We start from the raw sequence: 15,290 nt of genomic DNA, 5'->3' as shown, positions 1-15,290 counted from the left end.
TATGTCTGCATTTCTCCGCCCTCTGATGTGTCTGGCGATAACCTGCGCTGTTCTGAATAATACTGCACTGGCCGGTGATACTGTATCGCTCAGTGTGACCGGTAATGTACTGGCGGCGCCCTGTGATATCCGCAGCGACAGTGTGACCAAAACAGTCGATCTGGGGGATGGGGCACCGGTTCAGGCCGGATTGCTGCAAACCCCGGGGTCTGCCACAAAATGGATTCCTTTCACACTGGGACTGGTTAATTGCCCGGCGGGAACAACAAAAGCCACGATTGAATTTTCGGGGAAACCGGATGCGGTTAATCCTGAGGACTTATATGAAAATACAGGGACTGCCGGGAATATCGCCATACAATTACAGGGAGCGGGGGGAGAGCCGTTCGGAAACGGTAAACGTTTCACCGGAGACATTGCGGCCGGAAGTTATACGTATAATCTCCGGGCACGGGTTTATTCTGAAACCGGCAAAGTGACGGCAGGAACAATTCGTGCGGCAGTCACAACCACATTCACCTATCAGTAACGGGCCGCTTCAAAACGCGTACAAATAAAAACAGCACACCGGAGTGTGCTGTTAATAATAAAGGAGATGTGACTTAATACATCACTTTATGACCATAGCTTTCCAGGATGGATTTCACTTTTTCCATGGTCTCTTTTGACGGAGGCTTAACACCATCAAGTTTGTATTCTTCATTCATTGCCGTCCATTTATGCTTTCCTAACTCGTGGTAAGGCAGCAGTTCAATCTTCTCGATATTCTTCATATCTTTGGTGAAATCACCGAGAAGGTGGGCGGAATGCTCATCATCAGACCAGCCCGGCACGACAACATAGCGCACCCAGGTTTTCTGATTACGTTCAGCAAGATAACGGGCGAACTGTAATGTGCGGTGATTGGACACACCGACTAAATTCTGGTGGATGCTGTCATCGAGTTGTTTTAAATCCAGCATAACCAAATCGGTTACTTCCATCAGCTCGTCAATGACCGGGTCATAACGGCGGACAAAACCATTGGTATCCAGGCAGGTGTGAATACCTTCTTTTTTACATTCACGGAACCAGTCACGCACGAACTCAGCCTGCAGTATCGCTTCACCACCGGATGCTGTCACACCGCCGCCGGATGCATTCATAAAGTGGCGGTATGTGACCGCTTCTTTCATTAACTCGTCGACAGTGACTTCCTGACCGTCATGCAGATCCCATGTATCGCGGTTATGACAATACAGGCAACGCATCAGACAGCCCTGAAAGAAGACGATAAAACGAATGCCCGGGCCATCAACGGTCCCGCAGGATTCAAATGAGTGAATACGACCTAATACTGACATGACAGGATTACTCCAAAACTGACCAGTTATAATAAAGGCCCCGAAACAGAGGGGCCTTTTAGTTTAAGTTATTTTAATAAGACAGCAAATGGTTACCGCACAAATTACATGGATTTTGTGAATGTACGGGTAATAACGTCTTTCTGCTGTTCTTTAGTCAGTGAGTTGAAACGAACTGCGTAACCAGAAACACGGATGGTCAGCTGAGGATATTTCTCAGGATTTTCCATTGCTTCTAACAGCATTTCGCGGTTCATCACGTTCACGTTCAGGTGCTGACCACCTTCGATGCTTGATTCGTGGTGGAAGTAACCATCCATCAGGCCTGCCAGGTTAGTACGACGAACATCGTCATCTTTACCTAATGCGTTTGGAACGATAGAGAAGGTGTAAGAAATACCATCTTTCGCGTAAGCAAACGGCAGTTTGGCAACGGAAGTCAGAGAGGCAACAGCACCTTTCTGGTCACGGCCGTGCATAGGGTTAGCACCTGGTCCGAACGGAGCGCCTGCGCGACGGCCGTCAGGAGTGTTACCGGTTTTCTTACCATACACAACGTTAGAAGTGATGGTCAGAATTGACTGTGTAGGAACTGCGTTACGGTACATGTGGTGTTTCTGAATTTTCTTCATGAAACGTTCAACGATGTCACATGCGATGTCATCAACACGGGAGTCGTTGTTACCGAACTGCGGATATTCGCCTTCGATTTCGAAGTCAACAGCCAGACCGCTTTCGTCACGAACCGGTTTAACTTTCGCGTATTTGATTGCAGACAGGGAGTCAGCTGCAACAGACAGACCCGCGATACCACATGCCATTGTACGATATACGTCACGGTCATGCAGAGCCATCAGCGCTGCTTCGTAGCTGTATTTGTCGTGCATGTAGTGGATGCAGTTCAGGGCGGTGACATAGTTAGTTGCCAGCCAGTCCATGAAGTGATCCAGGCGATCCATAACAACGTCGTAATCCAGAACATCTGAGTGAATTGGTTCGTGTTTCGGACCAACCTGGATTTTCAGTTTTTCGTCAACACCGCCGTTGATTGCATACAGCAGGGTTTTAGCCATGTTTGCACGGGCACCGAAGAACTGCATTTGTTTACCGACAACCATCGGGCTCACGCAGCATGCGATTGCGTAGTCATCGTTATCAAAGTCAGGACGCATCAGGTCATCGTTCTCATACTGTACAGAAGAGGTATCGATAGACACTTTAGCCGCATAACGTTTGAAGTTCAGAGGCAGTTTTTCAGACCACAGGATGGTCATGTTTGGTTCCGGTGAAGGACCCATGGTGTACAGGGTGTTCAGGAAACGGAAGCTGTTTTTGGTTACCAGAGTACGGCCGTCGGTACCCATACCTGCCAGAGATTCTGTTGCCCAGATTGGGTCACCGGAGAACAGTTCATCATACTCAGGGGTACGCAGGAAGCGGACCATACGCAGTTTCATGATCAGGTGGTCAACGATTTCCTGAGCTTCAACTTCAGTGATTTTGCCTTGTTCCAGGTCACGCTGGATGTAAATGTCCAGGAATGTGGAAACACGGCCGAAGGACATTGCAGCACCGTTCTGAGACTTAACCGCAGCCAGGTAGCCGAAGTAAGTCCACTGTGCAGCTTCCTGTGCGTTAGTTGCAGGACCGGAGATATCCAGACCGTATTTGGCAGCCATTTCTTTCATCTGGCCTAATGCACGGTGCTGTTCTGAAATTTCTTCGCGCAGCTGGATAGTTTCACGCAGATCTTCGCCGCTTTCTAATTTAGCCTGCAGAGAAGTGAACTGGGCGAATTTGTCTTTCATCAGGAAGTCGATACCGTACACAGCAACGCGACGGTAGTCACCGATGATACGACCACGGCCGTATGCGTCAGGCAGACCGGTCAGAACACCGGATTTACGGCAGCGGATGATGTCCGGAGTATAAACGTCGAACACACCCTGGTTGTGAGTTTTACGGTATTCGGTGAAGATTTTTTCGACTTCAGGGTTCATTTCGCGGCCGTAGGCTTTGCATGAACCTTCGATCATACGGATACCACCGAACGGCAGCATTGCACGTTTCAGAGGTTTTTCAGTCTGCAGACCAACAACTTTTTCTAAATCTTTGTTGATGTAACCGGCATCGTGAGAAGTGATAGTAGACGGCAGATCAGTGTCAAAATCGATAGGAGCGTGGGTACTGTTTTCGATTTTGATGCCTTCCATAACTTTTGCCCACAGAGCAGTTGTTGCCTCTGTAGCACCTGCTAAGAAAGACTCATCGCCTTCATATGGGGTGTAGTTTTTCTGGATAAAGTCACGGACGTTAACTTCCTGTGACCAGTCACCCAGATTAAAGCCTTGCCATGCTGAAGCGAATTTTTCATTTAATTCTGACATGATACTTTACCTTTTAACAATGGAACTTAGAAATTCAGTCGTGATAAACAGAGATTAATGCTTCTGGTCACCGCGTAAATGAATCAGCCAATAAGTCAGACCTACTAAAACTGCACCACCAATAATGTTACCGATGGTGACCGGAATCAGGTTGTTAATCACAAAATCAGAAACTGTCAGTGACGGAAACTGTTCAGGCGACGAACCAACCATAGTCCAGAATTCAGAAGGTGCAAAATTTTTAATCACAATCCCCATCGGGATCATAAACATATTGGCGATACTGTGCTCAAATCCGCTGGCAACAAACATACCGATAGGTAAGACTAAAGCTAAAAGTTTATCGGTCAGACTACGGCCTGCGTAGCTCATCCATACCGCCAGACAAACCATTAAGTTTGCCAGAATCCCGAGACAGACGGCTTCAATAAAGGTGTGATGAAGCTTATGATCCGCTGTTTGCAGGATATTTAATCCCCACAGCCCGTCGGCTGCCATATACTGTCCGGCGTACCAGATGAGGGCGACAAAGAAGAGGGCGCCGACCAGGTTACCGAAATACACGCGGGTCCAGTTTGCAAACATCTGTCCCCAGGTGATGCGCCCGGTGGCTTTCGCCACGCTGGTTAATACGGTGGAGGTGAATAAGTCAGCCCCGCAAACCACAACCAGCATCAGACCGAGCGAGAAACATAAACCACCGATAAGTTTAGCGATACCAAAAGGCACTATGCCTGCGGTACCGGTGGTGGCTGTAATATAAAAGACAAAACCTACTGAGATGAAAATTCCTGCCATAAATGCAGATAAGTATGTGATGTGAGGGGCTTTCGTTGCTTTATAGACACCCACATCGTCTGCAACATGTGCCATATCGGCAGGAGATAATAAATTAAAAAGTGCGTCAGTTTTCATAATGCTAACTGTCTCTTGATTCCAAATAATTATAGCACGCAATGATAGTAACAAAGGGTGAAAAAATTAAACTTGATGTGGATCATAAAGGCGTTCAAGAGAATCGTCAAATACCCTGAAAAAAGTTGAAAAATCAATGTAAGTTTATGTATATAAAGGAAAAACAATTTTTTAAAAATTGTAATATATTTTTATTTTTTGTTTTTTATTTAATTAAAGTAAAAAATCAGGTTAACTTGTCGTTTTTGTGTTACTTAAAACGAACAAATTAACCTAATATTTACGTTTATCGCTATTTACGACGATTAAATCGCATTTTTATCGTTTAGCCAAAAATGCGTTTTTGCTTTTTGCAGTTTTTCATAAGCTGCCAGCAGTGCCTGATGCGCAGGAAATGCTGTTAAATTATTATCTGATGCACATAGCCCGAAGAAACAGTTTTTACCGTTCAGGGCATCCAGCGCCGCATTCAGGGTTTCCTGACCATACATACGGGCAAACGCCGGCAGGTACTGTTCTGCGTCGCGCTCAGGCTCCTGTGTTAACAGCAGCAGGGTGTGCAGGCAGCGGTAATAGTTTGCCCGTGCGGCACTGAGAACACTGGCGTTGAAGTCCTGTGTCCACTCCACCCAGGCCAGTGCCTGATCGGTATCGCCGCCTGCCAGTGCCAGCATGGATTTCAGTTCACCGATGCGCAGGGTTGACCAGCCGTTATCTTTACCGGCAGCAATGCCCAGCAATTCACGGACACGGGTAAAATCGTCATGGCCTTCTTCATCCAGCTGTGCCAGCAGAGAGAGGTAATCTTCCTGACGGTAACGGCTTTCCGGCAGCGCGAGAATGGTTTCACGCAGATGAATACCCATGGCGTTATTCGCCATATGCAAGTCTTCCACCGGATAGATATCTGACATGCCCGGTACAAGAATACGGCAGGCATACACACCGAGATGCTCATAATCGGCAATATACACTTCGTGGCCGGATGCCGCGAACTGTGCCATCAGTGTGGTGAATTCTTCTTCGGTGGTGCCGCGGAACTGCCAGTCAGCGAAATCATAATCCGCATCCTGTTTAAACAGATCCCAGCTGATCAGGCCGCTGGAATCGATAAAGTGGGTTTCCAGGTTGGTCTGATCCGCCACTTCCTCATCATCAAAGGTCGGTGCGGTGAAGACATCGAGGTCTTTCAGGCTGCGTCCCTGTAACAGCTCAGTGACAGTCCGCTCCAGAGCTACACCGAAATCAGGATGAGCACCGAAAGAGGCAAAACAGGTACCGTTGGCCGGGTTAAACAGCACCACACAGATCACCGGATACTGACCGCCGAGCGAGGCATCAAAACAGAAGATCGGGAAACCTTCATTTTCCAGGGTGCGGATTGACTCAACAACCTGCGGATAACGCGCCAGCACTTCTTCCGGGATAGCCGGTAAGCTGATGCGCTCAGCAATAATGCGGTTTTTCACATAACGTTCAAAGACTTCCGATAATCCTTGTACGCGGGCTTCATTGCGGGTGTTCCCGGCGGACATGCCGTTGGACACATACAGGTTGGCGACGATATTCATCGGAATATAAACTGTTTTGCCGTCAGACTGGCGGGTAAACGGCAGGGCGCAGATACCGCGCTCCTCATTGGAGGATTGCAGATCAATCAGCTGGCTGCCCTGTAAATCATTTTCCGGATCATAATAATCGCGCAGATGCTGATCGAGAATACCTTCCGGCAGAGAGTCATCCTCTGTCAGCGGGAACCATTTCTCATCCGGATAGTGAACAAACTCCCCGCTGGCGATAGTCTCACCCAGCCAGAAATCAGCAAAAAAGTAGTTGGTGGACAGACGCTCAAAATACTCGCCCAGCGCGGAGGCCAGCGCGGCTTTTTTCGTGGCCCCTTTGCCGTTGGTAAAGCAGAGCGGGCAGTCAGTATCACGGATATGCACAGACCAGACGTTCGGCACCGGGTTGAGCCACGAGGCTTCTTCTATATTGAAACCCAGCTGCTGCAGTTTCTGCTGAAAACGGCTGATGGAATCTTCGAGAGCGGCATCTTTGCCGGGAATAAAAGTATGTGTTTGCGTCATGGGATCCACAATTGCTGTAACGGCCCGCTGTACGCGGACTCAGGAATACCGGGGAAGAAAGGCGCACATAATACGGATTTTTCGTGTCAGCGGCTACCTTTGTGAATGTAAAGTTACTGCCGGGTTATTCCGCTGTATTTCCGCTGTCCGCCATGCATCTCCGGAAATACATTATATAATATCCCAATCTGATAGTCAGAGGCAGTCAGATATTCTGCCGGGCGACAAAAAGGGTTTGCCGCCCATCATGCAATAAGCGTTGCAGCAAAGGGTGGGGAGTGATAAAACCGACAGACAGGGCGTATTCATATGATGGATATACAGGGCATTAATTTACAGATAGGGTGAGGTCAATGAGTCAGGTATACAACTTTAGTGCCGGTCCGGCTATGCTGCCGGTAGAAGTGCTGCGCCGTGCTGAGCAGGAACTGTGCAACTGGCGCGGGCTCGGCACCTCAGTCATGGAAATCAGTCACCGCAGCAAAGAGTTTATGTCGGTGGCAAAGGAAGCGGAAAATAATCTGCGCCAGATCCTCGCGGTGCCGGATAATTATAAAGTGCTGTTTTGTCACGGCGGCGCACGCGGACATTTTGCCGCACTGCCGATGAACCTGCTGGGTGAGAAAACCAAAGCGGATTATGTGGTGGGCGGATACTGGGCGGAATGTGCGGCAGAAGAAGCAAAAAAATACTGCACACCGAACATTATTAATGTCAGAACCGAATCAGAAGACGGCATCGGCGTGAAGCCGATGAGCGAATGGCAGCTCAGTGATGATGCAGCCTATGTTCACTACTGCCCGAATGAAACCATTGATGGTATTGCCATCCACGAAGAGCCGGATTTCGGCGATAAAATCGTGATTGCGGATTACTCGTCTGCCATCCTGTCCAAACCGCTGGATGTCAGCCGTTTCGGGGTGATTTATGCGGGTGCGCAGAAAAATATCGGCCCGGCCGGTCTGACCCTGGTGATTATCCGTGAGGATCTGCTGGGCAAAGCGCGCAGAGAAACTCCGTCCATCCTCGACTATACCGTACTGAGTGAATGCGACTCCATGTTCAACACCCCGCCGACCTTTGCCTGGTATCTCTCCGGCATGGTCTTTAAATGGCTGATTGAACAGGGTGGTTTACAGGAAATCGCCCGGATCAACTATGACAAAGCACAACTGCTTTATTCTGCGGTGGATCACAGTGATTTCTATATTAACCGTGTGGCGGCAGCCAACCGTTCACTGATGAACGTGCCGTTCCAGATGTCTGATCCGTCACTGGACAGCAAATTCCTCGCCGAAGCACAGGCACAGGGACTGGTCTCCCTGAAAGGGCACAAAGTCGCCGGCGGGATGCGCGCCTCCATTTATAATGCGATGCCGTATGAAGGCGTGCGCGCACTGGCTGAGTTTATGGCGGAGTTTGAAAGTCGTCACAGCTGATTTTTTGCAGACACTTTTCCGGGACCGGGTAAGCATCCGGCCCCGTTTTTCGTTTTTTATGTTTACACACCGGAGAATAACTTCGTATGGATTCCCTGACGTTACAACCCATCGCCCGCATTAACGGGACGATTAACCTGCCCGGCTCCAAGAGTGTCTCCAACCGGGCACTGCTGCTGGCGGCACAGGCAGCGGGCACAACACGCCTTATCAACCTGCTCGACAGTGATGATATCCGCCATATGCTCAGTGCACTGCGGGAACTGGGGATCCGTTATCAGCTTTCTGACGATAAAACCGAATGCATTGTGGAGGGTCAGGGCAAACCGATCAGCGGATTTAAAGGTATTGAATTGTTCCTCGGCAATGCCGGAACGGCGATGCGCCCGCTGACGGCAGCACTGTGTCTCGGGGATAATGACATTACCCTGACCGGCGAACCGCGTATGAAAGAGCGCCCGATTGGTCATCTGACCGATGCACTGCGTCAGGGCGGCGCACAGATTGATTTTCCTGAGAATGACGGTTATCCGCCGTTGCGGATCCGCGGCGGCTTTACCGGCGGGCGTATCAGTGTGGACGGTTCCGTATCCAGCCAGTTTCTGACTGCGCTGCTGATGGCGGCACCACCGGCGGAGAATGACACCGAAATTACCATCTCCGGCGAGCTGGTCTCCAAACCGTATATCGATATCACGCTGGCAATGATGTCCGTGTTTGGTATCACCGTGGTGAATGAAGATTACCGGCGTTTCCTGATCAAAGGAAAACAGCAGTATCAGTCCCCGGGAGAATACCTGGTGGAAGGGGATGCCTCATCCGCCTCCTATTTCCTCGCGGCGGCAGCCATTAAAGGCGGTACCGTACGGGTCACCGGCATCGGGCGTAACAGTCTGCAGGGCGACACGCAGTTTGCGGCAGTGCTGGAAAAAATGGGTGCGAAAGTCACTTTTGCTGACACATACATTGAATGCAGCCGCGATACTCTGCACGGCATCGATATGGACATGAACGCCATCCCGGATGCGGCGATGACGATTGCCACCACCGCACTGTTTGCGAAGGGGACAACCACTATCCGCAATATCTATAACTGGCGGGTGAAAGAGACTGATCGTCTCAGTGCAATGGCAACTGAACTGCGTAAAGTCGGCGCACAGGTAGAAGAGGGGCATGATTACATTCAGGTTACCCCGCCGGAAAAATTACAGCATGCGGAAATTGAAACCTATAACGATCACCGTATCGCCATGTGTTTCTCGCTGGTGGCACTGTCAGACACCCCGGTCACGATCCTCGATCCGGGCTGTACGGCAAAAACCTTCCCCGGCTACTTCAGTGAGCTGGCGGCACTGTCAGAATAAAAAAACGCCGTTCTGCGTGCAGGGCGTTTCCTCTGCTGTCACAGATGCGTATAATACGGGCATCTTTTTTCAGGCGGCCGTTGTGACGGCCGCCGGACTGCGACAGGAGAGCGCGCATGGCAGTATATGTTCCGGTCATTACCATTGACGGCCCGAGCGGCGCGGGCAAAGGCACCCTTTGTCACGCACTGGCAAACGAAATGGGATGGCATTTACTGGACTCCGGCGCAATTTACCGCGTTCTGGCACTGGCGGCACTGCATCATCATGTGGATATCACCTCGGAAGATGCACTGGTTCCGCTGGCGGCAAATCTGGATGTGAAATTCCTGGCAAAAGACACCGGCCCTGAGACCATTCTGGAAGGTGAGGATGTCAGCCGGGCTATCCGTCAGGAAGAAGTGGGGATGACAGCCTCACAAATCGCGGCGTTCCCGCGTGTCCGTGAAGCTCTGCTGCGCCGTCAGCGCGCATTCCGTGTGGCGCCGGGCCTGATTGCCGACGGCCGCGATATGGGCACGGTGGTGTTCCCGGATGCCCCGGTGAAAATTTTCCTCGACGCGAGTGCGCAGGAGCGTGCCCACCGCCGGATGAAGCAGTTGCAGGACAAAGGCTTTAGTGTTAATTTTGACCGCCTTCTTGCTGAGATAGAAGAGCGCGATTTCCGCGACCGCAACCGTGCGGTTGCCCCGCTGGTGGCTGCCGGCGATGCGCTGATTCTGGACTCAACAACCATGTCAATTGACGACGTTATTGCCGAAGCCCTTCGTTATACGAAGGCAAAACTGGCCGAAACGGCGGAATGATAAACAAAATTTGCGGGAATTCTGACTGAAAACGTGTTTTTTAGTAGGTTTCTGTATTCGTTTTTGTTTATAATGTTAAGTTGAAGTTTTTTACCGGCAGAGAACAAGGCAAAGAAGCAGTTTTCTGCCACCCCTTTGTGACAAGGAATGTTGCAAGGTATGTGAAACAACCCCATTCGGCCGGATGCTAAATGGACGTTAATACTTAAACACTTGAAGATCAAACATGACTGAATCTTTTGCTCAACTCTTTGAAGAATCCCTGCAGGCTATCGAAACCCGTCCGGGCGCTATCGTCCGTGGTACTGTTGTCGCTATCGATAAAGACGTAGTTCTGGTTGACGCAGGTCTGAAATCAGAATCTGCTATCCCGGTAGAACAGTTCAAAAATGCTCAGGGCGAGCTGGAAATCCAGGTTGGCGACGAAGTTGATGTTGCTCTGGACGCAGTAGAAGACGGTTTCGGTGAAACTGTTCTGTCCCGCGAGAAAGCAAAACGCCACGAAGCATGGCTGATGCTGGAAAAAGCATACGAAGAAGCTGAGACTGTTACCGGTGTTATCAACGGTAAAGTTAAAGGCGGTTTCACTGTCGAACTGAACGGCATCCGTGCGTTCCTGCCGGGTTCACTGGTTGACGTGCGTCCTGTTCGTGACACCACGCATCTGGAAGGCAAAGAGCTTGAGTTCAAAGTAATCAAGCTGGATCAGAAACGCAACAACGTGGTTGTTTCCCGTCGTGCAGTTATCGAATCAGAAAACAGCGCAGAGCGCGATCAGCTGCTGGAAAACCTGCAGGAAGGCATGGAAGTTAAAGGTATCGTTAAGAACCTCACTGACTACGGTGCATTCGTTGATCTGGGCGGCGTTGATGGTCTGCTGCATATCACTGATATGGCGTGGAAACGTGTTAAACACCCAAGCGAAATCGTGAATGTCGGCGACGAAATCACTGTTAAAGTGCTGAAATTCGACCGCGAACGTACCCGCGTATCTCTGGGCCTGAAACAGCTGGGCGAAGATCCTTGGGTCGCAATCGCTAAACGTTACCCTGAGAACACCCGTCTGACCGGTCGCGTGACCAACCTGACTGACTACGGCTGCTTCGTTGAAATCGAAGAAGGCGTTGAAGGTCTGGTACACGTTTCTGAAATGGACTGGACCAACAAAAACATCCACCCATCTAAAGTTGTTAACGTGGGCGACGTTGTTGAAGTTATGGTTCTGGACATCGACGAAGAACGTCGTCGTATCTCCCTGGGCCTGAAACAGTGCAAATCTAACCCATGGCAGCAGTTCGCGGAAACTCACAACAAAGGTGACCGCGTTGAAGGTAAAATCAAGTCAATCACTGACTTCGGTATCTTCATTGGTTTAGATGGCGGCATCGACGGTCTGGTTCACCTGTCTGACATCTCCTGGAACGTTGCAGGCGAAGAAGCAGTACGTGAATACAAAAAAGGCGACGAAATCGCAGCTGTTGTTCTGCAGGTTGATGCAGAGCGCGAGCGTATCTCTCTGGGCGTTAAGCAGTTAGCTGAAGATCCGTTCAACAACTACACCGCTGTTACCAAGAAAGGTGCTATCGTCACCGGTAAAGTAACTGCAGTAGACGCTAAAGGCGCAACTGTTGAGCTGATGGATGGCGTTGAAGGTTACCTGCGTGCATCAGAAGCTTCACGCGATCGCGTTGAAGATGCTACTCTGGTTCTGAGCGTTGGTGATGAAGTTGAAGCTAAATACACTGGTGTTGATCGTAAAAACCGTGTAATCAACCTGTCTGTACGTGCAAAAGACGAAGCGGATGAAAAAGACGCTATCGCTACTGTGAACAAGCAGGAAGAAGCTGGCTTCTCTAACAACGCAATGGCAGAAGCTTTCAAAGCAGCTAAAGGCGAGTAATTAAGCAGCAGCAGGCCGCGGAAGCGGTCTGCTTTTATGATAATCAGGGTAGTCCAGGAGGTTATATGACCAAATCTGAACTGATTGAGAAGCTGGCAGGCCAACAATCTCATCTTCCGGCTAAAATTGTTGAAGAAGCAGTAAAAGAGATCCTTGAGCATATGGCAAATACGCTTGCTGACGGCGAACGTATTGAAATCCGTGGATTCGGCAGTTTTTCTCTGCACTACCGTGCACCGCGGGTAGGTCGTAACCCGAAAACCGGCGAACAGGTGGAACTGGAAGGTAAACACGTTCCTCACTTCAAACCGGGCAAAGAGTTACGCGACCGCGCAAATATCTATGCTTGATTATTGACAGAGATAATAAAAATGACGCCACCGGCGTCATTTTTTTTGCAACGAACATTAAATTATCATTATTATAAAAATGTTAATATTATATTAATAAATTATGGTTGTGTAAGGTTCTGGTGTTGGCAAGCTGAATTCGTTTATTAATAATAGGTTACCGGAGATATCATATTCAGTTCGCCATAAAATACTATTGGAAATTAGATTGTGTTTATAATTAAGCAAATAATTGTGAGTTGACTCGCATAAAATAATTGATTATTTGTATGCTTTAAATATAAATTCGTGACGACACGCATTTTTCTATTATCGAAATAACACGTGATACCCGCCATAACATAATACCGGCCTGTTTACCTTTCCGGTGAGTAATATGTCTGTTATGGCTGTGATGAAATATCTGTTTCCCCGTCCGTTACCGCTCTGGCTCGCTGCGGCTGCTGTTGTGGCCGGGCATATGCCGCTGTTACTGATACCGCGACTGTTGTTACCGGCAGAAAGTCTGCTGTTATTCATCGGTATTTGTTTGCTTTTTCTTATCCGAACCCGGCTGAGTTTTTTTATCCGCATTGTTGCCGGTACTTTTCTGGCAGTAAATATTCATATCAGTAATACATTATCACTCTTTTCCGCTGAATCACCCGATAATATCGATATTATGATCCATGATGTCATGGTTAATTCATCTGACTATTATTCTGTCAGGGGTCGGATTATTAATATAAATAATAAAGTGTATGATGATACTGTTTTTATTAATATAAAAATAAAAGGTTCATTTAAACCGGTGTGTGCCGGTGAAGTCTGGCGTATATTTCGTCCTGTATTGAGGCCGGTACACGGTCAGCTAAATGAAGGGCAGTCAAACCGGCAGCAATATTTATTGTCGGAACGGGTTCTGTTTTCTCTGACGCCCGGACGCAGCAAAAAATTATCGTCAGACTGCAACCAGCGTCAGAAGATGATTGCGGCATACCTTCCTGCGATAGCTAACCTGCCGCATAACGGACTGATGGCGGCGCTGTTATTTGGCGAGCGGCGCGGCATCACTGCAGAGCAGCGCAGACTGGTGCAGGAAACCGGGGTGGCGCATGTGGTGGCCATTTCCGGGCTGCATATCGGGCTGGCGGCGTTATGGGGCTGGTGGGCCGGGCGGTTATTGTTGCTGCTGTTACCGCTGCGTGTGATGACTTATTTAATTCCCTCTCTGCTGTCAGTTTGTGCCGCGATTGCTTATGTCTGGCTGGCCGGGTTTGGGGTTCCGGCCTGCCGGGCACTGTCTGCGCTGTTGTTATGGCATCTGCTGCGCTGGCGGCATTACCATCTGCCAACATATCAGTTTGTTGTGATAAGCGCTGCACTGCTGTTGCTGGCCGATCCGCTGACAATTTTATCCGCAGGATTCTGGTTGTCTTATACTGCGGTTACCGCATTACTGTTCTGGCATCACACGGGTGTTTTTTCCCGTAACAGAGTATTCATTCCGCTGACACTCTTTACCCGGCTGTGGCGCAATATCCGGCTGTTTCTTTCTTATCAGTGCGGACTATTTTTATTACTGCTGCCGGTTCAGGGATTTTTCTTCGGCGGTGTGAATGTGTTGTCGTTTCTGAGTAATCTGTGGGTGGTACCGGTGATCTCCTTTCTGACGGTGCCGCTGCTGTTTGCCGGGTTATTGATCGGGCCTGCACTGCTGCCGGCTGATTATTCTCTGGCGCTGGCATTATGGCCACTGCCGTTTCTGGCACAGGGCTGGATGGTTACCGGACATATCGCTCTGATATGGATACCACTGATGTGGGTGGCTGTTTATATCATCCGGCTGGATATGTGGCGGCAGCACCCGCTGCTGCTGCCGGGGATGGTGTTCAGTTGCTGTCTGTATCTGCGGAAAACACCGCCGGAATGGTCGGTTACCGTACTGGATATCGGGCACGGGCTGGCGGCGGTGGTGATAAAAGACGGCAGAGCGGTTGTGTATGATACCGGCAACCGCTTCGGGTCACGGGATGACGGGCTGCGCACAGTGCTGCCTTATCTGCATTATCACCGCCTGACTCCGGACTGGATTATGATAAGCCATGACCACCGTGACCACACCGGCGGACTGGGCTCTCTGCGCCGTGCTTATCCTGCTGCGGTGGTTAAAGGCAATATTCCGCAGGCCGACACCCCCTGTCGCCGCGGGGAGCGCTGGCGATGGCAGTCATTATATTTTGAGGTGTTATGGCCGGACGAAAAATATCAGCTGAGCAAAAATGACGGCTCCTGTGTTATCCGCATCAGTGACGGGAAACATCAGGTTTTACTGACCGGGGATATCGAAAAACAGGCAGAAAAACAGCTGATTAAGTATAAAGATGAACTCTCCGCCACCGTGCTGCAAGTTCCGCACCATGGCAGCAAAACCTCATCATCAGAATTTTTTATTCGTGCGGTAAATCCCGCTTTCGCACTGGTTTCTGTTGCGCGCTATAGCCCGTGGCGTCTGCCTTCTGATAAAGTACGCCGTCGCTATCATGATCTCGGCGTGCAGTGGCATGATACTGCGCACAGCGGCCAGATTTCTGTGTCCTTTTTTGCTGATGAGGTATCCGTTGCGACTTACCGTGCCGGTCTCTTCCCCCGCTGGTTCAGCGCATGGTTTGGAGATCAGCCGGTAAACGGGTAATATAGGCAGCTAATTTTTGGTATTG

General features: G+C 49.6%; 11 protein-coding genes. 7 read left to right on the top strand and 4 right to left on the bottom strand.

Annotated features, from left to right (window positions below; all coding sequences use genetic code 11):
- Position 1: 1 nt before the first annotated feature.
- Positions 2-529, top strand: coding sequence for a fimbrial protein (locus AB7038_RS09160; RefSeq protein WP_369453171.1), 528 nt, complete (start codon positions 2-4; stop codon positions 527-529).
- A 73-nt stretch (positions 530-602) separates the two neighbouring features.
- On the opposite strand, the gene pflA is transcribed toward AB7038_RS09160, so the two are convergent.
- The 4 genes from pflA to ycaO form a co-directional block, all read right to left on the bottom strand.
- Positions 603-1,343, bottom strand: coding sequence for a pyruvate formate lyase 1-activating protein (gene pflA / locus AB7038_RS09155; protein WP_004235814.1), 741 nt, complete (start codon positions 1,341-1,343; stop codon positions 603-605).
- Positions 1,344-1,447: 104 nt separating this feature from the next.
- On the bottom strand, positions 1,448-3,730 hold the full coding sequence (gene pflB / locus AB7038_RS09150; RefSeq protein ID WP_368888705.1) for a formate C-acetyltransferase: 2,283 nt from the start codon (positions 3,728-3,730) through the stop codon (positions 1,448-1,450).
- A gap of 54 nt (positions 3,731-3,784) precedes the next feature.
- Positions 3,785-4,645, bottom strand: coding sequence for a formate transporter FocA (gene focA, locus AB7038_RS09145; RefSeq protein WP_072870939.1), 861 nt, complete (start codon positions 4,643-4,645; stop codon positions 3,785-3,787).
- Positions 4,646-4,950: 305 nt separating this feature from the next.
- Positions 4,951-6,732 (bottom strand): 30S ribosomal protein S12 methylthiotransferase accessory factor YcaO, encoded by a 1,782-nt coding sequence (gene ycaO, locus AB7038_RS09140; protein WP_369453170.1) that lies wholly within the window; start codon positions 6,730-6,732, stop codon positions 4,951-4,953.
- Positions 6,733-7,085: 353 nt separating this feature from the next.
- On the opposite strand from ycaO, the gene serC reads away from it, so the two are divergent.
- The 6 genes from serC to AB7038_RS09110 all read left to right on the top strand — a co-directional run bounded on the left by serC (position 7,086) and on the right by AB7038_RS09110 (position 15,265).
- The gene (serC, locus tag AB7038_RS09135) at positions 7,086-8,171 is read left to right on the top strand and encodes a 3-phosphoserine/phosphohydroxythreonine transaminase (protein WP_036414234.1); all 1,086 of its coding nucleotides are present in this window, start codon (positions 7,086-7,088) and stop codon (positions 8,169-8,171) included.
- A gap of 86 nt (positions 8,172-8,257) precedes the next feature.
- Positions 8,258-9,535 carry a 3-phosphoshikimate 1-carboxyvinyltransferase gene (gene aroA / locus AB7038_RS09130; protein WP_369453169.1) on the top strand — a complete coding sequence of 426 codons (1,278 nt, stop codon included), beginning with the start codon at positions 8,258-8,260 and terminating at the stop codon, positions 9,533-9,535.
- A gap of 116 nt (positions 9,536-9,651) precedes the next feature.
- A complete protein-coding gene (gene cmk, locus AB7038_RS09125) occupies positions 9,652-10,341 on the top strand; it encodes a (d)CMP kinase (protein ID WP_368888701.1) in 690 nt (229 codons plus the stop codon).
- A gap of 226 nt (positions 10,342-10,567) precedes the next feature.
- On the top strand, positions 10,568-12,241 hold the full coding sequence (gene rpsA, locus AB7038_RS09120; RefSeq protein ID WP_004235822.1) for a 30S ribosomal protein S1: 1,674 nt from the start codon (positions 10,568-10,570) through the stop codon (positions 12,239-12,241).
- A 65-nt stretch (positions 12,242-12,306) separates the two neighbouring features.
- Complete coding sequence (gene ihfB / locus AB7038_RS09115) at positions 12,307-12,591, top strand: integration host factor subunit beta (protein WP_369453168.1); 285 nt, start codon at positions 12,307-12,309, stop codon at positions 12,589-12,591.
- 376 nt (positions 12,592-12,967) lie between these two features.
- Positions 12,968-15,265 carry a DNA internalization-related competence protein ComEC/Rec2 gene (locus AB7038_RS09110; protein ID WP_368888700.1) on the top strand — a complete coding sequence of 766 codons (2,298 nt, stop codon included), beginning with the start codon at positions 12,968-12,970 and terminating at the stop codon, positions 15,263-15,265.
- Positions 15,266-15,290: the final 25 nt, after the last annotated feature.

The sequence above is a fragment of the Morganella morganii genome (genome assembly GCF_041099235.1).
GTDB lineage: Bacteria > Pseudomonadota > Gammaproteobacteria > Enterobacterales > Enterobacteriaceae > Morganella > Morganella morganii_E.
This window is presented reverse-complemented; position numbering and strand designations above follow the sequence as displayed.

Bases quoted from the DNA above. Each gene is read 5' to 3' on its own strand.
- ihfB (WP_369453168.1), top strand. From the start codon at position 12,307: ATGACCAAATCTGAACTGATTGAGAAGCTGGCAGGCCAACAATCTCAT.
- ycaO (WP_369453170.1), bottom strand. From the start codon at position 6,732: ATGACGCAAACACATACTTTTATTCCCGGCAAAGATGCCGCTCTCGAA.
- AB7038_RS09110 (WP_368888700.1), top strand. From the start codon at position 12,968: ATGTCTGTTATGGCTGTGATGAAATATCTGTTTCCCCGTCCGTTACCG.
- aroA (WP_369453169.1), top strand. From the start codon at position 8,258: ATGGATTCCCTGACGTTACAACCCATCGCCCGCATTAACGGGACGATT.
- serC (WP_036414234.1), top strand. From the start codon at position 7,086: ATGAGTCAGGTATACAACTTTAGTGCCGGTCCGGCTATGCTGCCGGTA.
- pflA (WP_004235814.1), bottom strand. From the start codon at position 1,343: ATGTCAGTATTAGGTCGTATTCACTCATTTGAATCCTGCGGGACCGTT.
- AB7038_RS09160 (WP_369453171.1), top strand. From the start codon at position 2: ATGTCTGCATTTCTCCGCCCTCTGATGTGTCTGGCGATAACCTGCGCT.
- focA (WP_072870939.1), bottom strand. From the start codon at position 4,645: ATGAAAACTGACGCACTTTTTAATTTATTATCTCCTGCCGATATGGCA.
- cmk (WP_368888701.1), top strand. From the start codon at position 9,652: ATGGCAGTATATGTTCCGGTCATTACCATTGACGGCCCGAGCGGCGCG.
- rpsA (WP_004235822.1), top strand. From the start codon at position 10,568: ATGACTGAATCTTTTGCTCAACTCTTTGAAGAATCCCTGCAGGCTATC.
- pflB (WP_368888705.1), bottom strand. From the start codon at position 3,730: ATGTCAGAATTAAATGAAAAATTCGCTTCAGCATGGCAAGGCTTTAAT.